24 protein-coding genes and 1 pseudogene are annotated in these 25,892 nt (G+C 34.8%); 12 read left to right on the forward strand and 13 right to left on the reverse strand.

The features are described 5' to 3' along the window. Positions 1-208 precede the first annotated feature (208 nt). Positions 209-448: a hypothetical protein gene (locus PHR76_RS11225; protein WP_300062534.1), complete on the forward strand. Its 240-nt coding sequence runs from the start codon at positions 209-211 to the stop codon at positions 446-448. A 70-nt stretch (positions 449-518) separates the two neighbouring features. Here the strand turns inward: PHR76_RS11225 and PHR76_RS11230 are convergent, their stop codons facing one another. After that, positions 519-1,040, reverse strand: a complete 522-nt coding sequence (locus tag PHR76_RS11230) for a hypothetical protein (protein WP_300062537.1) — start codon at positions 1,038-1,040, stop codon at positions 519-521. 110 nt (positions 1,041-1,150) lie between these two features. Between PHR76_RS11230 and uvrA the strand changes: the two genes are divergently transcribed. After that, a complete protein-coding gene (gene uvrA, locus PHR76_RS11235) occupies positions 1,151-3,982 on the forward strand; it encodes an excinuclease ABC subunit UvrA (RefSeq protein WP_300062540.1) in 2,832 nt (943 codons plus the stop codon). A gap of 28 nt (positions 3,983-4,010) precedes the next feature. Next, on the forward strand, positions 4,011-4,736 hold the full coding sequence (locus tag PHR76_RS11240; protein WP_300062543.1) for a TIGR00730 family Rossman fold protein: 726 nt from the start codon (positions 4,011-4,013) through the stop codon (positions 4,734-4,736). 52 nt (positions 4,737-4,788) lie between these two features. Here the strand turns inward: PHR76_RS11240 and PHR76_RS11245 are convergent, their stop codons facing one another. Continuing rightward, complete coding sequence (locus PHR76_RS11245; protein WP_300062546.1) at positions 4,789-6,750, reverse strand: endonuclease; 1,962 nt, start codon at positions 6,748-6,750, stop codon at positions 4,789-4,791. Here PHR76_RS11245 and PHR76_RS11250 point away from each other — a divergent pair. From PHR76_RS11250 to PHR76_RS11270, 5 genes are all read left to right on the forward strand, one after another. Continuing rightward, positions 6,749-9,706, forward strand: coding sequence for an aminopeptidase (locus PHR76_RS11250; protein ID WP_300062549.1), 2,958 nt, complete (start codon positions 6,749-6,751; stop codon positions 9,704-9,706). The two genes, PHR76_RS11245 and PHR76_RS11250, sit on opposite strands and share 2 nt — an antisense overlap. A gap of 187 nt (positions 9,707-9,893) precedes the next feature. Continuing rightward, entirely contained in the window at positions 9,894-12,299 is a 2,406-nt protein-coding gene (locus PHR76_RS11255; RefSeq protein WP_300062552.1) for an alpha-ketoacid dehydrogenase subunit alpha/beta, read from the forward strand. A gap of 65 nt (positions 12,300-12,364) precedes the next feature. Beyond that, positions 12,365-13,039, forward strand: coding sequence for a peptidoglycan DD-metalloendopeptidase family protein (locus tag PHR76_RS11260; RefSeq protein ID WP_300062554.1), 675 nt, complete (start codon positions 12,365-12,367; stop codon positions 13,037-13,039). Between the two features lies 1 nt (position 13,040). Further along, positions 13,041-13,514 (forward strand): hypothetical protein, encoded by a 474-nt coding sequence (locus PHR76_RS11265; RefSeq protein ID WP_300062557.1) that lies wholly within the window; start codon positions 13,041-13,043, stop codon positions 13,512-13,514. Beyond that, entirely contained in the window at positions 13,498-13,971 is a 474-nt protein-coding gene (locus PHR76_RS11270) for a nuclear transport factor 2 family protein (RefSeq protein WP_300062560.1), read from the forward strand. Before PHR76_RS11265 ends, PHR76_RS11270 begins: the two co-directional genes overlap by 17 nt. A gap of 161 nt (positions 13,972-14,132) precedes the next feature. Here PHR76_RS11270 and PHR76_RS11275 read toward each other — a convergent pair whose 3' ends face one another. The 6 genes from PHR76_RS11275 to PHR76_RS11300 are packed head-to-tail and all read right to left on the reverse strand — an operon-like array spanning position 14,133 to position 19,847. Then, positions 14,133-15,185, reverse strand: coding sequence for an o-succinylbenzoate synthase (locus PHR76_RS11275; protein ID WP_300062563.1), 1,053 nt, complete (start codon positions 15,183-15,185; stop codon positions 14,133-14,135). A gap of 1 nt (position 15,186) precedes the next feature. Then, on the reverse strand, positions 15,187-15,864 hold the full coding sequence (locus tag PHR76_RS11280) for a metal-dependent hydrolase (protein WP_300062566.1): 678 nt from the start codon (positions 15,862-15,864) through the stop codon (positions 15,187-15,189). An 18-nt stretch (positions 15,865-15,882) separates the two neighbouring features. Beyond that, complete coding sequence (gene menA / locus PHR76_RS11285) at positions 15,883-16,824, reverse strand: 1,4-dihydroxy-2-naphthoate octaprenyltransferase (protein ID WP_300062569.1); 942 nt, start codon at positions 16,822-16,824, stop codon at positions 15,883-15,885. Positions 16,825-16,873: 49 nt separating this feature from the next. After that, entirely contained in the window at positions 16,874-18,373 is a 1,500-nt protein-coding gene (locus PHR76_RS11290; RefSeq protein ID WP_300062572.1) for a PH domain-containing protein, read from the reverse strand. Then, positions 18,363-18,980: a PH domain-containing protein gene (locus PHR76_RS11295; protein WP_300062575.1), complete on the reverse strand. Its 618-nt coding sequence runs from the start codon at positions 18,978-18,980 to the stop codon at positions 18,363-18,365. The genes PHR76_RS11290 and PHR76_RS11295 overlap by 11 nt, the downstream gene beginning before the upstream one ends. A 27-nt stretch (positions 18,981-19,007) precedes the next feature. Next, entirely contained in the window at positions 19,008-19,847 is an 840-nt protein-coding gene (locus PHR76_RS11300) for a 1,4-dihydroxy-2-naphthoyl-CoA synthase (protein ID WP_300062577.1), read from the reverse strand. A 54-nt stretch (positions 19,848-19,901) separates the two neighbouring features. Between PHR76_RS11300 and PHR76_RS11305 the strand changes: the two genes are divergently transcribed. Both PHR76_RS11305 and PHR76_RS11310 read left to right on the forward strand, forming a co-directional pair. After that, positions 19,902-20,426: a hypothetical protein gene (locus PHR76_RS11305; protein ID WP_300062579.1), complete on the forward strand. Its 525-nt coding sequence runs from the start codon at positions 19,902-19,904 to the stop codon at positions 20,424-20,426. A gap of 281 nt (positions 20,427-20,707) precedes the next feature. Next, positions 20,708-21,904 carry a serine hydrolase domain-containing protein gene (locus PHR76_RS11310; protein ID WP_300062582.1) on the forward strand — a complete coding sequence of 399 codons (1,197 nt, stop codon included), beginning with the start codon at positions 20,708-20,710 and terminating at the stop codon, positions 21,902-21,904. Positions 21,905-21,960: 56 nt separating this feature from the next. Here PHR76_RS11310 and PHR76_RS11315 read toward each other — a convergent pair whose 3' ends face one another. Further along, the gene (locus PHR76_RS11315; protein WP_300062585.1) at positions 21,961-22,794 is read right to left on the reverse strand and encodes a S1-like domain-containing RNA-binding protein; all 834 of its coding nucleotides are present in this window, start codon (positions 22,792-22,794) and stop codon (positions 21,961-21,963) included. A 192-nt stretch (positions 22,795-22,986) separates the two neighbouring features. Between PHR76_RS11315 and PHR76_RS13205 the strand changes: the two are divergent. Then, positions 22,987-23,082: pseudogene (locus PHR76_RS13205) on the forward strand (SOS response-associated peptidase family protein); the annotation flags it as partial. 204 nt (positions 23,083-23,286) lie between these two features. On the opposite strand, the gene PHR76_RS11320 reads toward PHR76_RS13205, so the two are convergent. The 4 genes from PHR76_RS11320 to PHR76_RS11335 form a co-directional block, all read right to left on the reverse strand. Next, on the reverse strand, positions 23,287-23,940 hold the full coding sequence (locus PHR76_RS11320; protein ID WP_300062588.1) for a hypothetical protein: 654 nt from the start codon (positions 23,938-23,940) through the stop codon (positions 23,287-23,289). Between the two features lie 262 nt (positions 23,941-24,202). Then, entirely contained in the window at positions 24,203-24,664 is a 462-nt protein-coding gene (locus PHR76_RS11325) for a nuclear transport factor 2 family protein (protein ID WP_300062591.1), read from the reverse strand. Between the two features lie 214 nt (positions 24,665-24,878). Then, positions 24,879-25,181: a type II toxin-antitoxin system RelE/ParE family toxin gene (locus PHR76_RS11330; protein ID WP_300062594.1), complete on the reverse strand. Its 303-nt coding sequence runs from the start codon at positions 25,179-25,181 to the stop codon at positions 24,879-24,881. Next, positions 25,165-25,398 (reverse strand): hypothetical protein, encoded by a 234-nt coding sequence (locus tag PHR76_RS11335; RefSeq protein ID WP_300062597.1) that lies wholly within the window; start codon positions 25,396-25,398, stop codon positions 25,165-25,167. The genes PHR76_RS11330 and PHR76_RS11335 overlap by 17 nt, the downstream gene beginning before the upstream one ends. Before the next feature lie 154 nt (positions 25,399-25,552). On the opposite strand from PHR76_RS11335, the gene PHR76_RS11340 reads away from it, so the two are divergent. After that, the coding region (locus PHR76_RS11340; RefSeq protein WP_300062601.1) for a transposase at positions 25,553-25,892 on the forward strand (340 nt) is incomplete at its 3' end.

The raw sequence follows: 25,892 nt of genomic DNA on the forward strand, positions 1-25,892 counted from the left end.
ACACCAAGTTCCCTAGCTAGTTCTGAAATATTAGCCCTTTCGTTGCTTAGTTGCACAGCTTTGGTCTTAAAAGCTGCATCATAAATTTTTCTTTCTCGTTTCATAGGTTAAAAATAAGATTTTATTCCTAACTTTAACTGGAAGCTAAATTAGTATATCCACATTAAACCAAGCCAATCAAGGAAATTACCAAAAACTAATGTTGTTAATGTGTCAAGCCGTAGAACGAACTCTAAGTATTTATTTAAGTTCTTTGCCAGATAGTGATTATGATTATCAAGAAATTAGCAATATTGTCAGTGAGCCCGACGCTACTTATAGTCAAGAATATATCAGTTTATTGGCTCGTCAAGGAAAAATCGATGCACATAAAGAAGGGAAAAACTGGTATACTTCTAAAAAAGCAATTCAAGATTATATGGATAATCGGCAACGGAAGAGAAATTAGTTTTCAGAATCGGTTTACAGTAATATTCGTTTTACCGGAGACTGTAAACTGAGACTGTCTACTACTATTTTTACTTACTTTTATCACCAACAAAATAATCGGACGTGCTTTTAAACAAGACATTAAATGTGGTTAAACTACCATAAATTCGAGTAATATATTGTTGCAAATCGATTTTTTCGGATTCTTCTAAATTACTTGAATTTATCTTTTGTTCCATGACTCGTATTCTATCTCTAACCATTGTTATTTTATGGAAAAACACATCGATTGGCACTTCTTTATTTTGTGTTGCCGTTCCAGGCTCCATAATGAGTTTTCCACCTTTCCATTTATCGGCAATGGGAACAATTTGAGAGACATCTGACCAACGTTGCAAAACATTCTTCAAGGTTCGTTCTACTTCATAAAAACTAACCGAATCTACTTCGTCTTCCAACGCTTCAATTACTTCAAATTCCGAGTCGACATCAATTGTTTCTAATCCATTTTCAATAAAAGTAACCCAATAGTGTTTTGCTGTTACATTGGTTACAACACCCAAACCAAATTCTACATGCTTGATTCGAGAGCCAATTCCTAATATTTTCATACGTTTCATTTTTAATTATTCAAAAATAGAAATTGTTTAACAAATTCTTCGCATGTGTATGTCGAAATCTTTCTTTCAAAATTGTAACTTTGCGTTTTGCCAAAAATTATATGTCGTATACCGAAGAAAAGATTGAAGTATTAGGAGCACGAGTTCACAACTTAAAGAATATCGATGTTTCCATTCCACGAGAAAAACTCGTTGTCATAACGGGACTTTCTGGTTCTGGAAAGTCTTCATTGGCTTTTGACACGATTTATGCCGAAGGTCAACGCCGTTACATTGAAACTTTTTCGGCCTATGCTCGCCAATTTTTAGGCGGATTAGAGCGGCCTGATGTAGACAAAATTGATGGGCTTTCCCCAGTGATTGCGATTGAACAAAAAACTACCAATAAAAGTCCACGATCAACGGTTGGTACAATTACCGAAATTTACGATTTTTTACGGCTTTTATTTGCTCGTGCTGCAGATGCATATAGCTATAATACGGGAGAAAAAATGGTTTCTTATTCGGATGAACAGATTAAGAAATTAATTTTAGAATCATTTAAAGATAAACGAATCAACATCTTAGCTCCTGTCATTCGTTCACGAAAAGGCCATTATGCCGAGTTATTTCAACAAATTGCTAAACAAGGATTTGTAAAAGTACGTGTAGATGGTAAAATTCAAGATATCGTTGTGGGCATGAAAGTCGACCGCTATAAAACCCATGATATTGAAATTGTGATTGACCGCATGTTAATTGATTCCGAAACAGAAACCGATAAAAGACTCTCAGAAAGTATTAATACGGCGATGCATCATGGTGATGATGTGATGATGGTTATCGAACAGGAAACGGAGGAAGTTCGTTATTTTAGTAGAACACTCATGTGTCCCACTTCTGGCATTTCCTATCCAAATCCGGAACCAAATAATTTTTCGTTCAACTCGCCCAAAGGAGCTTGCGAGCATTGCAATGGTCTTGGAATGATTCACGAAATCAATTTAAAAAAAATCATCCCGAATACTTCTCTATCTATTAAACAAGGTGGTTTTGCTCCATTAGGCGAATATAAAAGCACTTGGATTTTCAAGCAATTAGAAGTAATTGGCGAGAAATTTGGATTTAAAATTACCGATACAATTGATTCCATTTCGGCGGAAGCCATGGCTATGATTTTAAACGGTGGTAAAGATAAATTTACCGTTGCTTCAAAAACCTTAGGCATTACTAAAGAATATAAAATTGAATTTGAAGGAATTTCAAATTTTATCAAAAATCAATTTGACGAAAACAATTCGACTTCTATCAAACGATGGGCTAAAGAATTTATGGATGAGGTAGAATGCCCCACTTGTTTAGGTAGCCGTCTTAAAAAAGAAGCACTTTATTTTAAAATAAATGAGAAGAATATTGCCGATTTAGCCCAAATGGATATTTCGGAACTAACCCAATGGTTTGAAAACGTAGAGGCAAAATTATCTGAAAAACAAAAAGCAATTGCGGTTGAAATAAATAAAGAAATCAAAACTAGGTTACAGTTTTTACTAGATGTTGGTTTAAATTACCTCTCCTTGAATAGAAGTTCAAAATCATTGTCTGGAGGAGAAGCTCAGCGAATTCGATTGGCAACACAGATTGGCTCTCAATTAGTTGGTGTTTTATATATTTTAGATGAACCTAGTATTGGATTGCATCAACGCGACAACGAACGCTTAATCAATTCGTTAGAAAATCTTCGCGATATTGGCAATTCTGTTATTGTGGTAGAACACGACAAAGACATGATTGTTCGGGCCGATTGGGTAATTGATATTGGTCCAAAAGCAGGTCGTTTTGGAGGTCAAATTATCAGTGAAGGAACACCTCAACAATTATTAAAAGAACAAACCACTACAGCTAAGTACTTGAATGGCGATTTAAAAATTGAAGTTCCAAAAAAACGCCGAGATGGAAATGGCAAAACCCTGAAATTGTATAGTGCAACGGGAAACAACCTAAAAAATCTAACTGTCGAATTTCCTTTAGGGAAACTAATTTGCGTTACTGGAGTTTCTGGAAGTGGAAAATCAACATTGATTAATGAAACGCTCTATCCTATTTTAAACGAACATTTTTTTAATGCCGTCAAAAAACCGCAACCCTATAAAAAAATTGAAGGTTTAGAACATATCGACAAAGTGATTGCAATAGACCAAAGTCCGATTGGTCGTACACCACGGAGTAATCCAGCAACATATACCGATGTTTTTTCGGAAATTAGACGATTATATACCCAAACACCCGAAGCGATGATTCGTGGTTATAAAGCGGGGCGATTCAGCTTTAATGTCGCCGGTGGTCGCTGTGAAACTTGCGAAGGTTCTGGAGTTCGAACCATTGAAATGAGCTTTTTGCCCGATGTTTATGTAGAGTGTGAAACTTGTATGGGAAAACGTTTTAATCGCGAAACGTTGGAAATTCGATATAAGGGAAAATCGATTTCTGATGTCTTGAATATGACGGTTGATGAAGCGGTTGATTTTTTTGAAAATATTCCGAAAATATTCCGAAAAGTAAAAACCATTCAAGAGGTAGGTTTAGGATATATTACGCTCGGACAGCAAAGCACAACACTTTCGGGAGGTGAAGCACAACGCATAAAATTAGCATCCGAACTCTCTAAAAAAGATACCGGAAATACTTTTTATATTTTAGATGAACCGACTACCGGACTTCACTTTGAAGATATTCGGGTATTGATGGAAGTCATCACTAAATTAGTAGATAAAGGAAATACAGTTTTGATTATTGAGCACAATATGGATGTGATAAAATTAGCCGATTATGTCATTGACATTGGATTAGAAGGCGGAAAAGGTGGCGGAGAAGTGATTTGCAAAGGAACGCCCGAAGAAATAGTAAAAAACAAAAAAAGCTTTACCGCTAAATTTCTCAAAAAAGAATTACTTTAGCATGTTTGTTTAATTTAAAAATAAAAAAATGTCATTAGAAAAATACGTAAACGAAGACGATAAAATACAAGAAAAGTTTAAACAAAAAACATGGAATGAAATTCGAACCAATGATTCTTGGGCAATTTTTAAAATCATGTCCGAATTTGTGAATGGCTATGAAAGTATGTCAAGAATTGGACCATGTGTGTCGGTTTTTGGTTCTGCTAGAACAAAACCAGGTGATAAATATTATGAATTAGCAGAAAGTATTGCTTATAAAATTAGCAAAGCAGGCTATGGTGTAATTACTGGTGGCGGACCTGGAATTATGGAAGCAGGAAACAAAGGAGCTCATCGTGGTGAAGGAACTTCAGTAGGATTAAATATCGAATTACCTTTTGAACAACATTTTAATCCCTATATTGATAAAGATAAAAACCTCAATTTTGATTACTTTTTTGTTAGAAAAGTAATGTTTGTAAAATATTCTCAGGGGTTTGTGGTGATGCCGGGTGGTTTTGGGACTTTAGATGAATTATTTGAAGCAGTGACCTTAATTCAAACTAAAAAAATCGGAAAATTCCCCATTATTTTAGTAGGAAGAGAATATTGGTCTGGTTTATTAGACTGGATTAAAAACGTCATGATAGACAAGTTTAAAAATGCTAGTCCAGAAGACATGAATTTAATTCGATTGGTAGATAATGAAGATGAGGTTGTTGAAGCCTTGGATACTTTTTACAAAAAATACAATTTGAGTCCGAATTTCTAATCGGCTAAAAAAATAAAAACACGAATTAAGCAATTTTAATTCGTGTTTTTTTTTATTTAATGATTATCTTTTTAGTTATTGTTTGATTGGCTGCTTGAATTTTCATCAAATACATACCGGCCGATAAATTAAGTTTTAACTGCGTAAAACCATCAATCGTCGTTTTAAAAACAGAAACGCCACTAAGCGAAATGATTTCTATATGGGCTTGTGTTTCAATTCCACTAATAGTTAGTTCATCGCGAGTAGGAATAGGATAAACCTGAACCGCTGACTCTAAAAATGAAGGTTGACTTAAAGTTGAAAACCATTGTTGTCCCATATTTGCTCCCCAAATATAATCGGCTAATGCTGGATAATCAATAAACGGATTTCTATTTTCTTGCCAAGTTGCGATATAATTATTTCGATTCATTTCAAAATCATCTGCAGGATCAACTACATTCCAACTTAACAAAGAAGTCAAATCACCCATTTGTCCTACAATTCCATCGTCAGGATTCCCGTTAACTAAATTCAATCCGTTGTAGCGGACAGCCATATAAAATAAAGCTCGAGAAACATCGCCTTTCCAACTTCCTAGATTTCCAGTCGGTCCGTTGTAATCCGTACCAAAATCACGGTTACTTCTCGAACTGTTTTCCTGACCATCTGCTGCCCGAATATGATGTGCATCGGCATGACCGGCTAAAATATCATTGGCGTTGGTAGGCAACCAAACATCAATTCCATCGGCAAACGAAGAAGTTCCATTAGCGAAACCACCTCTTGATTGCGGCCAAATATGTTCTCTATTCCAAAACCCAACAATACTTGGGCCAAGTTGATAATCAATTTTAGATCGAGGTTGTTCTGTATACAGTAACCAAACCTCATTACTATTCGCTGGATTTTGGTCGGCCGTTTTTAAAATTTCAACAATATCACCATAATTATGAGCGTGAACCACATCTGGATTAGCAATAATATCTTGTAAAGCTTGTTTCAAGGTTTGCCCAGAAAGTCCTTCTAAAGAAGCATAATAACCATCTGGAACTGTACTAATGACGTTTCCATAACTAGGCGATAAAGGTGAACCATAGTTTTCTGTTACAAAATTAACGTCTTTCACGCGGACCTTCACATTGTTATTTGAAGCTAAAAATCCTTCTGGTAATTGCCCAACTGTAATAGACATTTCTTCGTCGCCATCATTAATTCCGTCATCTAAAAGCTGAATAGTCGTTGTTCCTACTGATTGCCCAGTCAATATCGAAATCGTAAGATTTCCAGTAAAATCCGTACTATTAAACGTACCATTATCCAAGTTTAAATTGAACATTAAGTTGTCGTTAGAAGGGACATCGGTTGTAAAAGTTAAGGTAACGCTATTACCTTCATTAATAACACTCGCACTTGTTGTAGTGGTAATTCCGTTATACACAATCCCCGTTCCATCATTATTTGCTCTTGGCGTGGGAGCTTTGACTTCATAAGTGCCATCATTTTTACGCTGAATCGATTGCGTAGCGGCTGCAGAATTTACATTTTCATTAATTTGTGTGGAAACACCTAAAATTGTTTTGAGTGCAGAGGCTTGTGTTGCTCCTGTTCCATAGACCAAAGCATCTACTAAATTTGTAGCATTGGCAGGAGTATCAATCGGATAAACACTTGCATCTTGAAAATAAAGAGCAATAGCATCTGGGCCATTTTGTATCGTATTTTGAGGAAAAAGCAAAGAAGCTGAAGGGATAACTTGTTCATTACCAATCAACACAATCCCATTGGCATCAGTTACTAATCCATCTAAATTAATGGCAAAATAACTCAATGAGCCTAAGCCGGAAGAACTACCATTAAACATTACAATACTATAACCGTCAAGAGAAAAATAAGGAGAGGTTGATTTCAATTCGATGAATTCTTTCACATCGAGTCCGGGTGTATCTGAATCGACTTCATTTATCACAACTTGAGCTTGTAAAAAAGTTGTCATAAAAAGTCCGACCCAAAGAAGTAATCTTTTTGTCATGGAAATATTAGTTTTGTCAAATTTACTTAATATTATCTTAAACGCTAGTGTTTTTAACATTAATAGAAAATTAATTTCTTTTTATTTACTACCTTTCAACCTAAATAAGATTGCTACTTTGAATACGATTGCTAAGATTGTCATTTCCTTTTTATTGTTTTTGTGTTCTGGTGTTGGATTTTCTCAACACCAGCAATTTCTAACGGCCGAACTTTTGCCCAACGAAAAATTAATTCTAATTAAACAAGAGTTGATTTATCACAACACATCAGAGTTTACCTTATATAAAATTGTTTTAAACGATTGGAATAATTCATTTTCAGAAAAAAATACTCCTTTGGCCAAACGTTTTTCTGATGAACATTACCGTGGTTTTCATCTTGCCAGTTCAAAAGATCGTGGAAGCACAAATAATCTATCTGTTTTAGATACTGAAAATAAAAAGGTGGAATGGTGTAGGCCAGACAAGCATCCCGATTTAGTTGAAATTTTACTATCAAAACCTCTTCATCCAAATGAAAAAGTAAAATTAAATTTGCTGTATTACATCAAAATTCCAAATGATAAATTCACTCGTTATGGTTTTGATATTTCTGGCGGTTATCAATTAAGAAATTGGTTCCTCACTCCTGCCCGTTTAGAAGGTTATCAGTTTGTGAATTATAGTAATTTAAATCTTGAAGATATTGCCAACGATATGTTTAATGTGCGTTTGAATTTTAAATCTTCAAAATTTTTAAAAATTACATCCGATTTAAATGTCTCCAAAATATTAACAGATACCCTAAATCAAACGTACCAATTCGAAGGAAGAAACAGAACCAATTTTACACTTTTTATTGAGCCTCGTTTATCGTATAACAGTTATAAGAACGATAAAGTGGAAGTTGTTACTAATCTAGAAGGAAACAAAGTCGATGATATTCAAAAAGCAATTGCCATTGACCGTGTAGTCAACTTTGTTTCTGAAAATATTGGACCCTATCCATATGAAAAAATAACAATTGCTCAAGTTGATTATGATAGAAACCCATTTTATGGATTGAATCAATTACCCGCTTTTTTAAGTCCGTTTCCAAACGAGTTACTCTTCGAATTAAAATTTTTGAAAACGTATACCAGTTCCTTTTTAGAAACATCGTTGCATTTAGATCCTCGAAAAGACAACTGGATTTATGATGGAATTCAGGTCTATTTGATGATGAATTATATTGAAGAACATTATCCTGATTTAACCATGATGGGAAACATTAGTAAATTAAGATTGCTAAAAGGATATCATTTAATGAATATTGGATTTAATGAACAATACAGCTACTTCTATTTGTTGATGGCTCGTAAAAACTTAGACCAAGCGGTGGGAAATTCAAAGGATACTTTTTTAAAATTCAATGAACAAATTGCGGGCAAATACCGAGCAGGTTTAAGCTTAAAATATTTAGATAGCTATTTAGGAAATGAACTCGTTTCTGCTAGCATTAAAGACTTCTATAAAAGCAACTTAAATCAAATTACATCTAGTAAAAGTTTTAGAGATGTACTCACTCAAAAGACAGATAAAAATTTAGATTGGTTTTACGATACAGTCATTAATTCGCGAAAATTAATTGATTATAAATTCACCACAGTGACAAAAAATGCTGACAGTATTACCGCAACAATTGAAAACAAAACGGGAACAGCCGTTCCTTTTCCTATTTATGTTTTTAAAAACAAACAAGTCATTTTTAAACAATGGATTGAAGGTTTCGAAAAAGATTCAACCATTACCTTACCTAACCAAAAAGCAGATAAAATTGCTTTAAATTATGAAAATGAGGTTCCGGAAATTAATCAAGGGAATAATTGGCGGTCGCTAAAAACTTTCCACCTAACCAATAAACCTTTTAAATTTAGCTTTTTTCAAGATTTAGAAGATTCAAGATACCACCAAGTTTTATATGTTCCTATTTTAAATTATAATTTATACGATGGTTTTATGCCTGGAATTCGGTTTTATAATAAAACAATCTTAAATCGACCCTTCATTTATGACCTTAATCCCGTTTGGGGAATAAAATCCAAAACATTTGTAGGATCATTTAGCTTTTTATATACTCAAAATAACCGAAATAGCGAATGGTATCAAACAACCTATAGTCTTTCGGGTTCGCGTTTTCACTATGCTCCAGATGCCGAGTTTTACAAGTTTAATCCGATGGTGATTTTCAAAAAACGTCAAAAAGATTTTCGAGACAATCACCGGGAACAATTGCTTTTTAGATATGTAATAATTGACCGACAACAAACTGATTTTATTGATATTACGGACACGGAAAACAACCAAGACTACTCCATTTTTAACATTAAATACCTTAATAGTCGAACGGAAGTTTTAAGTCATTTGAGTTTTAAAGGCGATATGCAATTTGATCAAACATTCGGAAAAGGCTCCTTTGAATTGGAATACCGAAAACTAGATGAAAAAAATCGACAATTCAATATTAGATGGTATGTTGGCACCTTTTTATATCAAACTACGGATACTGATTTTTATGATTTTGGAGTTTCTCAAGTCAATGATTATTTATTTGATTACAACTTATATGGACGCTCAGAAACTTCTGGTTTTTTTAGTCAACAATATGTAGTTGGTGAAGGCGGATTTAAATCGCGAATCGACACTAAATTGTCCAATAAATGGCTCACCACGCTCAATACGAGTTACAGTATTTGGAATTGGATTGAACTTTATGGCGACATTGGGCTCGTTAAAAATGAAAACATTAAAACGAAGTTTATCCATGAAAGCGGTATTCGACTTAATTTATTGACTGATTATTTTGAAATTTATATGCCGATTTATTCTAATAATGGTTTTGAAATGGATCAAGGAAATTACCTTAGTAAGATGCGATTTATGTTTACCTTAAACCCAAATACGCTTATTGGATTATTCACTAGAAAATGGTTTTAAACTTTTTATAAATCCTGTAGAATTACATTATATTCATTGTTTTTTATTTTTTTTAACTTATTATTCATTAAAAAGACGATTAAAGGTCCGTTTTTTATCAATGATTTAAAAACAATTTTCACACCTAATGTGTTTTTATTGCTAGTTTTTAATTAAATTTGTTGATTACAAGAATTAATTTACATTTATGATAGTAGAAGGAACGAAGCCTGCGTTAACATTTGAAGACTTTAAAACCGAAGTTTTAAACGATTATAAAATTGCCATTATCAGTAGAGAATGTTCTTTATTAGGACGTCGTGAAGTTTTAACTGGAAAAGCCAAATTCGGCATTTTTGGTGACGGAAAAGAAGTGCCACAATTAGCTTTAGCAAAAGCATTTCAAAATGGTGATTTTCGTTCAGGTTATTACCGCGATCAAACGTTTATGATGGCTATTGGCCAATTAACCATTCAGCAATTCTTTGCGGGTTTATATGGACATGCCGATTTAGCGGCAGACCCCATGAGTGCTGGTCGTCAAATGGGCGGACATTTTGCTACGCATTCGCTTGACGAAAACGGAAAGTGGAACGACTTAACCCAACAAAAAAATTCGAGTTCAGACATTTCTCCTACTGCTGGTCAAATGCCGCGACTACTAGGTTTAGCACAAGCATCAAAAATATACCGCAACGTATCGGTTTTACCAAAGAAAAATAAATTTTCAGAAAACGGAAATGAAATTGCCTGGGGAACCATCGGAAATGCCAGCACCAGCGAAGGTTTGTTCTTTGAAACAATCAATGCCGCAGGCGTACTTCAAGTTCCTATGGTGATGAGCGTTTGGGATGATGAATACGGGATTTCTGTACACGCTAAACACCAAACTACTAAAGAAAATATCTCTGAAATCCTCAAAGGTTTTCAACGGGACGAACAACATAAAGGCTATGAAATCATGACCGTTTTAGGTTGGGATTATGCCGCATTAGTAGGAACGTATCAACGAGCCGCTCAAATTGCTCGAGAAGAACATGTTCCCGTCTTAATTCACGTAAAAGAATTGACACAACCGCAAGGACACTCAACTTCTGGAAGTCACGAACGCTATAAAAACACAGAACGATTGGCCTGGGAAGCAGAATTTGATTGCTTGGCTCAAATGCGTTTATGGATGATTGCCAACACTATTGCGACGAGTGCTGAATTAGAAGAAATGGAAAATGAGGCTAAAAAAGCAGTATTAGAAGGCAAAAAAGCTGCTTGGTCAGCTTTTGTTGACCCTGTGAAAAATGAACAAAACGAATTGCTATCGCTTTTAGAATCTATTGCTTCTACCAGTGTGAATCGGGTGTTTATTCAAAAATATGCACAAGATTTAAAAGATAGTAAAGAGCCTATTCGCAAAGATATTCTAACCACAGCAAGAAGAATTCTTCGTTTGCTTATTGGCGAAAAGAATCAACCCCTCTTAGCAAATTGGATTACACAATATACCGAAAAAATTCAACCAAAATTTAGTTCTCACTTATTCTCAGAATCCAATGAAACGGTTTATTCGGTCAAAGAAGTGTTGCCCACCTATGACGAAAATGCCGAAGAGGTTGATGCACGATTAGTATTACGAGATAATTTTGATGCCATCTTCACGAAATATCCTGAAACCTTAATTTTTGGTGAAGACGCTGGAACTATTGGCGATGTAAACCAAGGATTAGAAGGAATGCAGGAAAAATATGGTGAATTGCGAGTCGCCGATGTCGGAATTCGCGAAGCAACCATTTTAGGTCAAGGAATTGGCATGGCCATGCGAGGCCTTCGTCCTATTGCTGAAATTCAATATTTAGATTATTTATTATATGCCATTCAAATCATGAGTGATGATTTGGCAACCCTACAATACCGCACAAAAGGCCGTCAAAAAGCTCCGTTAATCATCCGAACACGTGGACATCGTTTAGAAGGCGTTTGGCATTCTGGTTCACCAATGGGTATGATTATAAATGCGATACGTGGAATACACGTTTTAGTTCCTCGAAATATGACCAAGGCGGCCGGTTTCTACAATACTCTATTAGAAACCGACGAACCGGCTTTAGTAGTGGAATGTTTGAACGGTTATCGTTTAAAAGAAAAAATGCCGCTCAACATAGGTCAATTCAAAACACCAATTGGAATTACCGAAACAATTCGTAAAGGAAGCGACATCACAATTGTTTCATATGGGTCTACCCTTCGATTGGTAGAACAAGCAGCAAAAGAATTACAAGAAATCGGAATCAGCTGCGAAGTAATTGACATACAGTCGCTTTTACCATTTGATATAAACCATGACATTAAGAAGAGTTTAATGGAGACAAATCGTTTGTTGGTGGTTGATGAAGATGTTCCGGGTGGTGCTTCTGCTTATATTTTGCAACAAATTGTAGATGTACAAAACGGATATGACTACCTCGATAGTAAGCCACAAACTTTAGCTTCAAAAGCACATCGACCTGCTTATGGAACAGACGGTGATTATTTTTCAAAACCTTCGGTCGAAGATATTTTCGAAAAAGTGTACGCCATGATGCATGAAGTTAATCCAAGTGAATATCCCAATTTATATTAAAATAATGTAAAAACAATACAAAAGCCGTGTCAGAAACGGCTTTTTTCTTTCCAAAAAATAAAAAAATGACTGAACTAGAAAAAGAACTCCTACAAGAAGAACGCTGTTATGTCATTGATTCTTCAATAGACTACAATGCTTATGTGGCGATTGATTTGTCTAGCATGAGTGCGTTGTTGAAAGAAAATCATCCAAAAACGGCAGCAGATTATGACGTTTTGCTAGAAAATTATTTGGAAGATAAAAAGGCAAAAGTAGCCTACGGTGGCTATATTGAGCAACGAAGTTTATATGAACGTAGCTCTGTTTTTAATAATTCACGTGAAAAAGAGCGGAACATTCACCTAGGTGTTGATTTATGGATAAAAGCTGGAACGCCTGTTTTAGCAGCGTTAGAAGGTAAAGTGCATAGTTTTCAAAACAACAACAACGTTGGAGATTACGGCCCGACAATCATCTTAGAGCATTTGTTAAATACGTGTACCTTTTATACGCTTTATGGTCATTTATCGTTAGAAAGTATTGAAAACATCAAAATAGGACAAGTGTTTTCAAAAGGAGAACCGCTTGCAACCTTAGGCGATGCCAGTGTGAATGGCGATTATGCTGCCCATTTACATTTTCAAATTATAAGCGATTTAGAAGGAAAAACAGGTGATTACCCTGGCGTTTGTAGCGAAGAAACACTTTCCTTTTACCAACTAAATTGTCCGGATCCGAATTTATTATTAAAAATATAGCATGAAAAAAATAGTATTTCTTTTATTGATTAGCGTTTTTATTGGATGTAAAGCTAGAAAAACGAATGCCACTAGTGCGGAATCTAAAACGAGTGTGACGAAACTTGCTCTTACGGAAGTGAGTAGTATTCAAAAAAACCGTTCGTATGAATTAGGAAAACGGGTATTGATGACTTGCAATACGTCGACCTTCAAACCGTTTACCTCTGAAGAAGCAACAGCCGAAGTCATTCAAAAAATAAACAAAGACAAGATTTCCATAACCTGTCAAAACATTTTACGCAAGTTTGGTCAGTTTCAAGATATTAAATTAAAAGAAGTCTTTCGATTAGAAGAAGAAGGAATTACCGTATTTCGCTACCAATGTGTATACGAAAAAAAATACAGCATTAAAGAACTTCGGGTGGCAGTGAATGCCGAGAATAAAGTGACCTCTATCACCACGAAAGATTGGAAAGATGAATTCAAACCATAAAACGTTAGTCCGATTTTATGAAGCGTTTAGACAAGAAAACGCTGCAGTGATGGCAAGTTGCTATCATGCAGAAGCTAGTTTTTCAGATCCTGTCTTTGGCAATCTCAATCATCATGAAGTAATTTCGATGTGGGAAATGCTCTTAAAACGAAGTAAAGGGAATTTGTCAATAGAATTCGAAGACATCGAAGCAACAGAAATCTATGGAAAAGCAAAATGGATTGCGACCTATGAATTTAGCCAAACCAAACGCAAAGTAATCAATACCATTCAGGCTAATTTTGAATTTAAAGAGGGCTTAATTTTTAAACATACCGACACCTTTAACCTTTGGAAATGGAGCGGCATGGCATTAGGCTGGAAAGGATATTTGTTGGGTTGGACTCCTTTTTTTAAAGCTAAAATTAGAGAAAAGGCAAGAAAATCACTTGCAACGTTTATTGAGAATTTAGATTAATCAGCAAACCCACACGAATCTTTTTGTGTTGTTTTTTTTAAGCCACAAGCTTTTATTACTCACAACTCATTGTAGAATTCATTCTCTAAATCGCTGTTAATGCCTCTGACTCCACGGCAAAGCATCCTAAAAATTTCTTTCTACTAAAAAACAAGACTAAATTAACGATTTAACCCTAAAATTCCATCCAAATCCCAAGACAAACTAGGATTATAAAGTAATTTTCCATGCATCACTTCAAGTGGGCATTCAAAGTTATTGGTGTATAAGCCGCCGGTGCCCAACCCTTGAGGCATTGGATTATTTTGTAAAAACGTCCATTGAGCGATGGCGTTTAATCCTATATTGCTTTCTAAAGCAGAAGTGACCCACCAACCAATATTCAATTCTTCTGCCAACGTAATCCATTCTTTTGTGCCACGAAAACCACCAACTAAACTCGGCTTCAAAATGAGGTATTGTGGTTTAATTTTTTCTAACAAATCCCTTTTATCTTGATCTAAAAACACTCCAAGTAACTCTTCATCTAAGGCAATGGGAAAAGGACTTGAAAAACACAGCTCTGCCATCTTGTCAGTATTGTTTTTTTGAACAGGCTGCTCTATGCTATGTAATTTATATTCAGCTAGTTGATTCAATTTATTTAAAGCTTCATTTAAACCAAAAGCTCCGTTAGCATCCACTCTAATTTCGATGGTTTTTTCATCAAAATGTTGTCGAATAAAACGCAATAATCCCAATTCTTTCTCGAAATCTATCGCACCAATCTTCAATTTGATACAGTCGAAACCTTGGGTAATTTTTTCTTCAATTTGCTCCTTCATAAACGACTCCTCACCCATCCAAACGAGCCCATTTATCGGAATTGATTTTGTTCCATTAGTGAATGCTGAAGGAAACAAAACAAAAGGATTTTCGCTTTTCAACGATTGAAAAGCCATTTCTACACCAAACTGAATAGAAGGAAATTCGATTAAGGCTTCCCAAAGCTCTGCTTCTCCAAGCTGGATATTATTGCAAACCCATTTTAGTTTCGCTTCATAATCGGGACGATCATCAATGCTCAAGGTTCGTAGTAGTCCGCACTCGCCTATTCCGATTTTTCCATTAGATTCTACAAACAAAAACCACGTTTCTTTTTGAGTTAAAATGCCACGTGAAGTCCCAGAAGGTCTTTTGAATTCTAAATTATATTTGTGATAAGTCGCTTTCAAGCTACAATTCAATAAAATCACCAATTGATAACAACATCAAATCTTTTCCTTTTTCAAAAAACTGTTTAATTGCTGCGTCATGGTCAATTTCAATATAACCAAAGGTATCAAAGTGAACGCCTAAAATCTTTTCACATTCCACAAATTCGGCGGCTGTAATCGCATCTTCTACATCCATCGTGAAATTATCGCCAATTGGTAAAATAGCTAAGTCGAGTTTTGTTCGCATCGGAATGAGTTTCATATCCATTGTTAAAGCCGTATCTCCCGCGATATAAATGTTTTTGCGTTCACCTTCAATCACAAATCCACCCGGATTTCCACCATACGTTCCATCAGGAAAAGAACTAGAATGGATAGCATTGACGTATTTTACCTTACCAAAATCAAATTCCCAACTTCCGCCATGATTCATAGGATGGCTCTGAAAGCCTTTGTTTGCATAATAAGTTGCAATCTCCCAATTGGAAACAATTACGGCGTTGGTGCGTTTCGCAATCGCTTCTACATCTAAAATATGGTCTTGATGGGCATGCGTGAGCAAAATATAATCGGCTTGCAAGGTTGAAATATCAATTTTTGCTGCTTTTGGATTTCCCGAAATAAAAGGATCAACTAAAACATGTTTTCCGCCTACTTCAATTCCAAGTGAGGCATGTCCGTAAAATGTAATTTTCATAATTCTCTGTTTTTAAGTTTAAACTAGCATATCCGAAATAAAATAGATCAAACATAAGGAAAGCAGTAACGAAACTAAAAACGTACTGATAGCCAAACGTTTTAATTCAGGGTCTAAATCAGCTGGATTAGTTGCTCTTTTTACCCGTAAAAGATGGCTGGTTAATGGCAAAAACACAATAAGGTATAAAAACTGATCAATGGCAAAGTTTTGTACAAATCCGAAAATTAATAATAAAACCATGGCTGTAATCACCAAAAAGTAATGGTACTGCTTGGCTTTTGCTCCACCCATTTTAACCACTAAAGTGTTTTTTCCCACTTTTCTATCGGAATCTTCATCCCGCATGTTATTCAAATTGAGTACGCCTACGCTTAAAAAACCGATTGCAATGGCAGGCAATAAAAGGCTTACGTCAAACACTTTTGCAAACATAAAATAAGAACCATAGGTGCTCACTAATCCAAAAAACACAAACACAAAAATATCACCATATCCTCGGTAACCATACGCTCCCGTTCCTACCGTATAACGGATAGCTGAAGTAATTGCGATAATTCCTAACACCAAAAAGAATAAGGAATAATAGAAATACGTAAAATGAAAAGCCGTATAAATTAGCAAAACAGCGGAAAGAAAAGTCAAAAAAGCCGTAATAACTATCGCTTTTTTCATTGCTTGAGGGGAAATAACACCACTTTGCAAAGCCCGTTTGGGACCAATTCGGTCTTCATTATCGGTACCTTTAACGCCGTCGCCATAGTCGTTGGCAAAATTAGAGAGCACTTGAAGTCCCAAAGTAGTAAGTAATAAAAGTCCGAAAATTTTCCAACTAAAAACTTGTGTGGGTGTCAAAACATTTTCTGTCGGACTCGCCAACGCATAAAAGCTACCTACTAAAATTCCAGAAACCGATAACGGTAACGTTCTTAACCGTGCCGCCTCAATCCAATGTTTCATGTTAACTTATTTATTTTTATGTCGCAAAGGTAATAGAATTATTGCGTATTTACATCCAACTTCTATTGGAACGTTCTACTTCATACAACCAATAATTAATCCAGGGTTTGAGTTGGGAATAATTCGCATAATTAAAACGCACATCGCCTGCTGCGGTATGAATCGTTAAGTGAACAATATCCGCACTTTTTTGCCAGAAATACTGTTTTGTGGTGATTCCTTGTATTTTATAAGGTTGTAAAAGCTGTTGTTCTATATCCCATGCATTTTGTTTGATAATAATTTGTTCTTTAGAGAGTAACAACTTGTAATTGAGGTATTTAAAATAAATTACAATTCCCATTAAAACGATATAAAACGGTATTATTGGAAAATACGGTTGAAGATTTTGAAAAACGAACAAACCGAGTAGGATAAAGAAGAACACTGGAAGTAAAATACCCACAAAACTAGAGACCAGCACAAATCGAAAATTTGGCTTGAGCGATGCTTCCGTTGGAACAATTTCGTTCAGAATCATTTTTAAAAAACGGTCTCGCTCAACCAAATTGCAACCGGGCACTTCAATAATTGCTTTTTTAGTGTCTTGATCCGATTCGTCACTAGATGAAGCTTGCTTCAATTTAACATCAAATAAATTCAGTTTTTTCTGCAAAAAATTCTGGCTAAAGGTGGTGATTTGAACTTTTTCAGGCTTTAGTAACGTATTTTTTTTGGCAAACAATCCAAAGTTGATGGCTAAGGCTTTGTTTTGAAGTCTCACTTGATAATCAAAGTTTTTCACAACCGTTCGGGTCAAATTGATTAGCAAAACCAACAAAAACACCAATAAAAGTAAAAACGAAAGAGAAAAATAGCCAAGACCGCGTTCGACTAAACTACTCACTTGCTCCTCGTCTACTTCTAACGATTTTGAAACATCATAAAACCCGCCATACAGTGAACCTAGAAAACCCAAAATCAACGCAACACTTCGCCCATAATTAGAAGTTAACCCCACTTTTACTAGGGTTAAAAAGCTAATTTTTAAAAAAGGTTTTTCAGTTTCAACGTTTTCCTCCGAAACAGCATTTCTTTCGTCAGACTTTTCAAAAGACAACAACCTGTCTTTTAAACGCAACGCCACTTGATTATCAACGGCACGAATGCTTACTTCTTTTTTCTGACTTCCTGCGGTGTCGATATCAACACTGTAAACACCAATTATTTTTTGAATAACCGACTGATTAATATTGACTTGCTGAATTTTATCTAATTGAATGGTGATTTTATTCTTTGTAATCACTCCTTTTTGAATAACGAATTCTTCGTTAGTTTCATCTAAAAAAAAAGTGAAATTTTTATATTGAAAATAGGCCACACAGCCAATTATGACTAACAAAAAAAAGATGGCAACACCAAAAAAAAGCATTTTGGTCCAATCAAATTTGTAGAGAATTAAGACCAAAGGAACCCAAAGTCCCCGAATGATATTTTGCAAGGAATCAGCAAACATGATTACAATGCCTTTCACTGATTGGCGTTGTGGTTTACTAAAATCAAATGGCATCTTCGTCTTTTTTAGATTCAGAAATTGGCGTTAAAGGGTCGTCCGATAAGTCAGAAGAGATTAAAGTTTTACTTTCAATATCACTATTTATTTCTTTATCAATCAGTATCTTATTTAGTAAAAAAGTTTTTATTTGTTCAGCTTGTTCTTTTGGTAAACCAGCAATAGACAAATCGCTGTGACTTCCTCCTGCAGTAAAGACCTGCAATTCACTTAAGTCATACATTCTATCTAAAGCACCTTCATGTAAAGCCACATGTTGAATGCGATTAAACGGAATAATGGTGGTGGTGGTGGCTATAACTCCTTTGCGAAAGAGTATATCTTTTTCGCGTAAAGCGTATCCTTTTTTTCGAAAACTTAAAATCGCAAATCCAAAAAGCAAAAGAATAAAAATAAATAATCCTGATACAATTGGCAGCACAAAGGGTTTATTCTCCTCTTTAAAGAACAAGAATAAACTAGCCGCTATTGAAGCAATAATTGCAATTATGAATTGGTTAATATAAACCACATTTAAATAATCGCGATGCAAAGGAACAAAGACAACGGATTCAAATTTTGGTAATGAATCAAAGTCGACTACCTCATTTTTAAACTCTTCCAAGGGAATAAATTTTAAATTAGTACTGTATTACGGAAGCCATTTTTTTTCGAAATTCGGTTTTCGTTTTTCTAAAAAAGCATCTCGTCCTTCTTTGGCTTCGTCCGTCATATAAGCTAATCGCGTGGCTTCGCCAGCAAAAACTTGTTGACCAACCATGCCATCGTCGGTTAAATTCATGGCAAATTTTAGCATTTTGATAGACGTTGGCGATTTTGCTAAAATTTCCTGAGCCCATTCATAAGCCGTTGCTTCTAACTCGGCATGTGGAATGACCGCATTCACCATTCCCATTTCAAAAGCTTCTTGAGCCGAATAATTTCTTCCTAAAAAGAAAATTTCACGAGCTTTTTTTTGTCCTACCATCTTAGCCAAATAAGCGGAACCATAACCGCCATCAAAACTGGTCACATCGGCGTCGGTTTGTTTAAAAAAGGCATGTTCTTTACTGGCCAAAGTTAAGTCGCATACCACATGCAAACTATGTCCGCCCCCTACTGCCCAACCCGGAACCACTGCAATCACTGCTTTTGGCATAAATCGGATTAACCGCTGCACTTCTAAAATATTTAATCGATGCATACCATCTTCGCCCACATAGCCTTGGTGCCCTCTCGCTTTTTGATCGCCACCACTGCAAAAAGAATATACGCCGTCTTTAGACGAAGGTCCTTCTGCCGACAATAATACTACGCCAATCGATGTGTCTTCTTGAGCGTCATAAAACGCTTGGTATAATTCTGAGGTGGTTTTTGGTCTAAAAGCATTCCGAACATCAGGCCGATTGAAGGCAATTCGAGCTACGCCATTGCATTTTTTATAGGTTATATCTTCAAAAACTTTGGCTGTTTTCCAATTTATTTCTGTCATGGTATATCAATTTACGTGTAAAAATAGTATTTTTAGCTTTTGAAAACTATAAAAATGAGAATGAAAAAATTACTTTCTTTTGCAACTATTTTACTGATAGGATTTTATGCTCAGGCACAAGTTATTCAAACGGATGATTTTGAGCTCACATTTCCTGCCGAACCAAAAATAGACGAACAAGAAATTGTGACCGAAGCCGGTGATACGCACTTAAAAATGTATCAATTAATGCACAACGGCATGATGATTTTATTCACCAATGCTACCTATCCAGAAGGTTTAGACATTTCTACTAATAAAGAAGTGAATAAAAAAGTATTAAAAAATTCTAAAAACGGAAGTATTTCTAATTTTGCAGGCCAAATGGGAATGGAAGTCACTCTTGTTTCTGAGGTTTTTGTAGAGTATAAATCCCTTTACGGTATGCGTTCTATCGACCGTGTTGGGCAATATTTTGGACAAGTTTACACCATCGCTCATCTCAATAAGCTCTATTCTATTTTGGTTTTTAGTGAAAACGAAGCAGAAGGTAAAGAAGTTTTAGACACGTTGGTAGACTCTTTCTCCTTAAAAATATAGAACGGAAAATGGCCATCGATTTATTTCAAAAAATTAAACTTCAAAACCGTTTATCTAATCAAAATATTTCAAACCAGTACTTGGCACAAATGGATAATATATCGAACCCAACGGCTTATACCTACTATAATCGCTAGGATGGTATTTAGATTTCACCCAAAGAAAAAAATGCTTTTGTTAATTACTTGTTGAAAATTAATCCTAAAATTGAGATAATATAAAATTTTTCTAAACAAAAAGCGTTAGTTTTGTTTAACCAACACAACGTTTACCCATTTCGAATGACTTATAAATCAATTGCACTCGCAATTTCTATCTTATATTTTGCTACTGCTTGTCAAAAAAAAGCAGAAGCACCCCTTTTAGCTCATCACATTCCAGAACCCATTACGGTTATTGACTCCGCACAGATAACCATTCCTTTTGCTTTGGAAATCAACGCTGTAAGCAAAGAGTTTAGAGCAGAAAAAGAAGCAGAAATCGCGAAATATTACAAAAAAAATATTGCTTTAGCGGATTTTAGCGGCGGATTTATAGTAGCAAAAAATGGTGTAATTATCTATGAAGATTACCAAGGTTATGCAAATTATAGTCAAAAAACAGCCATTAATGAGCACACTGCGATGCATTTAGCATCAGTAAGCAAAGTCTTAACCGCTACTTTAATTCTGAAACTCGTTCAACAAAATAAAATTGATTTAAATGAAAAGGTAAAAACCTATTTACCGAGTTTTCCCTATCAAAATACTACTGTCAAAACCTTACTGAATCACCGAAGTGGTTTGCCACATTATTCTCGTTTTGGTGAATTAATCAAAGGTTGGAATTCCAAAAAAGTATTAACCAATGCTGATGTATTAACGACGTTGAGCAAAAATAAATTGAATTTACTCTCTAAAAATGACACCCATTTTGATTATTGCAATACCAATTATGCGATTTTAGCTTTAATTGCAGAAGCCGTAACTGAAAAATCGTTTTCGATTAGTATGCAAGAAGAAATTTTTGAACCCCTAGGAATGCAAGATTCGTTTGTGATTGATTTTCCTACTCAAAAATTAAACGTTTGCCAATCGTATAAAGGAAATTTCATCAATTATGGTTGGGATCAATTTGATGCTATTTATGGCGATAAAAATATTTATTCCACCCCACGGGATTTAGTAAAATTTGATTTAGCGACGTATTCAACCGATTTTCTACGTGCCGATTTAGTTGAAGAAGCATTAAAAGGTTACAGCTATGAAAAACGCGGCATTCGTAATTATGGACTTGGCATTCGGATGAATGAATGGGAAACGGGACAAACCTTGCATTATCATAATGGCTGGTGGCATGGCAACACCTCTTCTTATACCACGTTGAAAAAAGAAATGGTCGTGATTATTGCTTTATCCAATAAATTCACCCGAAAAGTGTACAAATCTTCTCGATTAGCTTCGCTTTTTGGCGATTATCCGTTGGAATTGGAGGAGTAGGTTTTTTGAGGTGGTAGGTTGTGGGTTGTGGGTTGTGGGTTAAAAATTAATTTAGCCTATTCTATCAAATAAATTCCGTCTTCTTTTATCTCGATTTGTTTTTGCTTGTATAAAGTTCCTATCGTTTTTTTGAAGGTTTTTTTACTCATTTGAAGTATGGTTTTGATATCTTCGGGAGAGCTATTGTCATTCAGTTTTAAAAAACCTTTATTGAATTTCAGTTCGTCTAAAATTAGTTGTGCGTTTTCTTCTAAGCTTTCAATTCCTGTTTTATTTAACGTCACATCAATTTTCCCATCAGGGCGAATCAATTTAATATAGCCTACTTTTTTATCTCCTGGTCGAATATTATCTGTAAAAACCTCATTCTTATAAACCAAGCCTTTGTGTGTACCATTCACAATCACATTAATACCTAAGTCGGTGATATGCGAAATGATTAAATCTACTTCTGCTCCGCTTTCAAGATGTAAAGGTTCTTTATTTAAAAATTGATTCACTTTACTGGAAGCAACCAAACGATTGGTTTTTTCGTCTAAATACAAGTGAACAAAATAACGCTTTCCCTGCTCCATCGGACGAGCTTGCTCTGCAAAAGGAACAAATAAATCCTTTTCTAATCCCCAATCTAAATACGCACCAAATTGATTGGTGTAATTCACTCTCAAAAAAGCAAAATCGTTGAGTGTTATATAGGGTTTTAAAGTCGTTGCAACGGGACGTTCTTCATGATCTAAGTAAACAAAAACTTCAATTTTATCATCTATTTCAAACTTTTTTGGAACGTATTTAATCGGCAATAAAACATCCTCCGTTTCATTCGTTAAAAATAAGCCAACCAGCGTTGTTCTGTCAATGCGAAGTGTATGATAAGTTCCGAGCGTAAGCATGTTTTATAATTTTTTCAAAGGTATGAATAGTTTGTGGGTTATGGAATAGGTTTTTTATCTTCCATAGAAATCAAATTAATATCTTTCAGTATATTTACTCCTAACTAAAAACTCCTAACTCATCACTAAAAAACTATGTGTTTCTACATGCTTCAAAAAGACCCATCAAGAAAGTAGAAAAACACCTTAAACGCCCACATCGAAACCCGACACGAAAAACCTTCGTTTAAAGAAATTGTAAATCAACGGTGCATTATGATTGGTACTGGATTTTACGAATGGCGATGACTAGACCCAAAAGGAAAGAAAAATACTAAAAAACCATTTTGATTTTACTGCACAAAAAAAGAGGAAACTTAATCCTCTTGAAATTCATTCAAACAACTTAACGATAACTCCATAGTGTTGACGGCATGTAATCGGTTCCGTTCAACACAGGGTTCACTGTTGGCTTTTCAAGCCCAACGAAGCCCTAGCTGCTAACTGCAGTAATTAAATATTATAAATTTCATCACTAAATTTTTTTGCAACTTCAATAAATGTTTTCATTTCATTTTCAAATTCGATGTATTTTTCTTTCATTAAAGAACTTTTATTTTCAGGTAGTTCTCCATCACTTTGACTTAAAAAACTATTCATTGAATCAATAATTCTTGAGCTTTGTTTTATCACTTCTTCTCGAGTACGGCAGTTGATAAATAGATTACTCTCAGCAAAAAGTTTTAACGCTAGTTGGTCCCTAAATATTTGTCGATTTTTAACGTCGACTATAGTTTTAATTTCTGAAATTTTATAATTATCTAATTTTTCTTTTGCTGTGTCAGCACTAATTTGACGCAAGTAAGAAGCTAAATCAAACAAAGACTCTATAAAGTTAAAAACTAAACTTTCGGTTTTGTCAACCCATGATTTGTTCTCATTTGCTTTTTGTACTATTAGTGTTAACTTGATAAATATTACTATGTTTATTATCGTCAATATTGGATTAAGTGAACTCTCAAAAAAACTAGAAAAATTGTTCCAATCATTTGGTTGTGAATCCTTGAATGAAAGTCTATAAAATTTGATCACATAGATTATCATTATAATTAATGTGATCAACAAAACTAGTAGTAAGGTTCTTTTAACTGATATGTTTTTCTTCATTTTCGGAATTATTGCAGTTAACTTCAGTCTGTGAAAAAACCTCCGTTTTATTACTTCCAAATATAGAAAAATAGTTGCATAAATTTAAGCTATTTAAAAAGAGGATACTTAATCCTCTTGAAATTCAATCAAACAACTTAACGATAACTCCATATCTGTTGACGGCATGTAATCGGTTCCGTTCAACACAGGGTTCATTGTTGGCTTTTCAAGCCCAACGAAGCCCTAGCTGTTAGCGGTTCGGGCTTCTTTTTAGCCAAGATTATTTTTCATTTTCCTGCTCGTCAAAATTGTCAAAGTAGGTAAAATCCTTTGTTATAATTCCGTTTTCAATTGTCAAAATAGTGCAGATTGGTAACTCGAATTTTGAACTGTCAGGTGCTGTTCCACTTGAAACAAACTCTACAATTATATGCTTGTCGCCCGAAGGATAAATTTGAATAACTTGGTCGTGAAGGTCAGGGAAAACTTTGTTTAATTCCGAATACTTGTCAATAATTTGTTGTCTTGTCTGCTTTACTATTCCTTGTCCTAATGAAGGGTCTTTAAATTCAGAAATTTCTGAATACATATTCGCCATTTTTGTCCATTCGTGATTGTTGAAATGTTCAAAATACTGTTTTACTACTTTTTCGTTATCTGATGTCGTCATACTTTTAATATTCTGATTGTTACAAGAAATTAATGCAAACGTTGTAAAACATAATACTATTAAATGTTTCATTTTTTTGTCGTTTAGAATTGCTTTAAGTCCAATTGTTTGTTGTCTGTTTGTCGTTTGAGTGTCGTGTTAGCCTGACCGCTAACGTTCCGTGTTTGAGCAGTGGCGTGGTTCGTCACAGACAATTGCAAACAGGTACTTACCATTGGAAATTCCGCAGGATTTTCCAAGTAAGCTAGGACAAACCATTGCTTATACTCATTGTTTTGCAAAGGTTTTATATCTTTTTCTTATTTGGGTTCTTTCTGTTCGAAAATAAGGAAACAATCTCAATTGAAGTTTTATTAATTCGATAATAAAGATTATTATGCTTTTCAACGACAGCTTTTCGGATGTTCTTTTTCTCAAATGACTCAGGGAAAATTTCAGGCATTTTTGAGATCAACTCTACTGTGTGGTCTAATTTTGCAGCAAACTTTCTTATATCCTCTTCAGTCCAGTTGTTTTCGAGGTATTCAATAGTTTCCTTTAGTTCAGAAATTGCGTGGTCAGTCCACAGTATCTTATAACCACTTTTCATAAATTTCTTTCACGTTTGAGTGGGATGTCAATTTTCCGTTATCAGCATCTTGAATCCCTTTTTCAATAGATTCTTTTTCTTTTGCTGAAATTTCGTTCCACCAATCGGTTCTTTCTTTTTCTCTTAATTTCATTAACTTGTCAATCAAAGTCTTATCGTTCAATGTTGACAACCATTGAATTAATTCAATTTTTTTATTTTCTAAACTTACCTCCATAGTATCAAAGTTACAAATTTAATTCTACCATTTAATTTTTGAGTGTATTTTTTAACTGTTGCACAACGTCAGTCTGTGAAAAAACCTCCGTTTTATTACTTCCAAATATAGAAAAAAAAGTTGCATAAAAACAGACTATTTTGTATTTTTAACCATGCAACATATCACCGGAATTTCCCGTAACCAAATGACCATTGCGTCTTTAGAAGATACTATTTCTCTCGATAATCCCATACGATTTATCGATGCTTTTGTAGAGCATCTTGAGTTAAAAGCATTGGGTTTTGAAGTGCAAACCCTAAAAACCGAAGGTCGGCCAAGTTTTGACACGAAAATCTTTCTGAAACTTTATTTGTATGGCTATCTCAACGGACTTCGGAGTTCGCGAAAACTCGAAAAAGAATGCATCAGAAATACCGAAGTGCAGTGGCTTTTGTGTGGACTAGTGCCCAATTATCACAGCATATCCGATTTTAGAAAACACAATCCAATAG

Origin of the sequence: Flavobacterium sp., from assembly GCF_028689845.1 — a bacterium.
GTDB lineage: Bacteria > Bacteroidota > Bacteroidia > Flavobacteriales > Flavobacteriaceae > Flavobacterium.

Bases quoted from the DNA above. Each gene is read 5' to 3' on its own strand.
- PHR76_RS11225 (WP_300062534.1), top strand. From the start codon at position 209: ATGTGTCAAGCCGTAGAACGAACTCTAAGTATTTATTTAAGTTCTTTG.
- PHR76_RS11230 (WP_300062537.1), bottom strand. From the start codon at position 1,040: ATGAAAATATTAGGAATTGGCTCTCGAATCAAGCATGTAGAATTTGGT.
- uvrA (WP_300062540.1), top strand. From the start codon at position 1,151: ATGTCGTATACCGAAGAAAAGATTGAAGTATTAGGAGCACGAGTTCAC.
- PHR76_RS11240 (WP_300062543.1), top strand. From the start codon at position 4,011: ATGTCATTAGAAAAATACGTAAACGAAGACGATAAAATACAAGAAAAG.
- PHR76_RS11250 (WP_300062549.1), top strand. From the start codon at position 6,749: ATGGAAATATTAGTTTTGTCAAATTTACTTAATATTATCTTAAACGCT.
- PHR76_RS11245 (WP_300062546.1), bottom strand. From the start codon at position 6,750: ATGACAAAAAGATTACTTCTTTGGGTCGGACTTTTTATGACAACTTTT.
- PHR76_RS11255 (WP_300062552.1), top strand. From the start codon at position 9,894: ATGATAGTAGAAGGAACGAAGCCTGCGTTAACATTTGAAGACTTTAAA.
- PHR76_RS11260 (WP_300062554.1), top strand. From the start codon at position 12,365: ATGACTGAACTAGAAAAAGAACTCCTACAAGAAGAACGCTGTTATGTC.
- PHR76_RS11265 (WP_300062557.1), top strand. From the start codon at position 13,041: ATGAAAAAAATAGTATTTCTTTTATTGATTAGCGTTTTTATTGGATGT.
- PHR76_RS11270 (WP_300062560.1), top strand. From the start codon at position 13,498: ATGAATTCAAACCATAAAACGTTAGTCCGATTTTATGAAGCGTTTAGA.
- PHR76_RS11280 (WP_300062566.1), bottom strand. From the start codon at position 15,864: ATGAAAATTACATTTTACGGACATGCCTCACTTGGAATTGAAGTAGGC.
- menA (WP_300062569.1), bottom strand. From the start codon at position 16,824: ATGAAACATTGGATTGAGGCGGCACGGTTAAGAACGTTACCGTTATCG.
- PHR76_RS11290 (WP_300062572.1), bottom strand. From the start codon at position 18,373: ATGCCATTTGATTTTAGTAAACCACAACGCCAATCAGTGAAAGGCATT.
- PHR76_RS11300 (WP_300062577.1), bottom strand. From the start codon at position 19,847: ATGACAGAAATAAATTGGAAAACAGCCAAAGTTTTTGAAGATATAACC.
- PHR76_RS11305 (WP_300062579.1), top strand. From the start codon at position 19,902: ATGAGAATGAAAAAATTACTTTCTTTTGCAACTATTTTACTGATAGGA.
- PHR76_RS11310 (WP_300062582.1), top strand. From the start codon at position 20,708: ATGACTTATAAATCAATTGCACTCGCAATTTCTATCTTATATTTTGCT.
- PHR76_RS11315 (WP_300062585.1), bottom strand. From the start codon at position 22,794: ATGCTTACGCTCGGAACTTATCATACACTTCGCATTGACAGAACAACG.
- PHR76_RS11320 (WP_300062588.1), bottom strand. From the start codon at position 23,940: ATGAAGAAAAACATATCAGTTAAAAGAACCTTACTACTAGTTTTGTTG.
- PHR76_RS11325 (WP_300062591.1), bottom strand. From the start codon at position 24,664: ATGAAACATTTAATAGTATTATGTTTTACAACGTTTGCATTAATTTCT.
- PHR76_RS11330 (WP_300062594.1), bottom strand. From the start codon at position 25,181: ATGAAAAGTGGTTATAAGATACTGTGGACTGACCACGCAATTTCTGAA.
- PHR76_RS11335 (WP_300062597.1), bottom strand. From the start codon at position 25,398: ATGGAGGTAAGTTTAGAAAATAAAAAAATTGAATTAATTCAATGGTTG.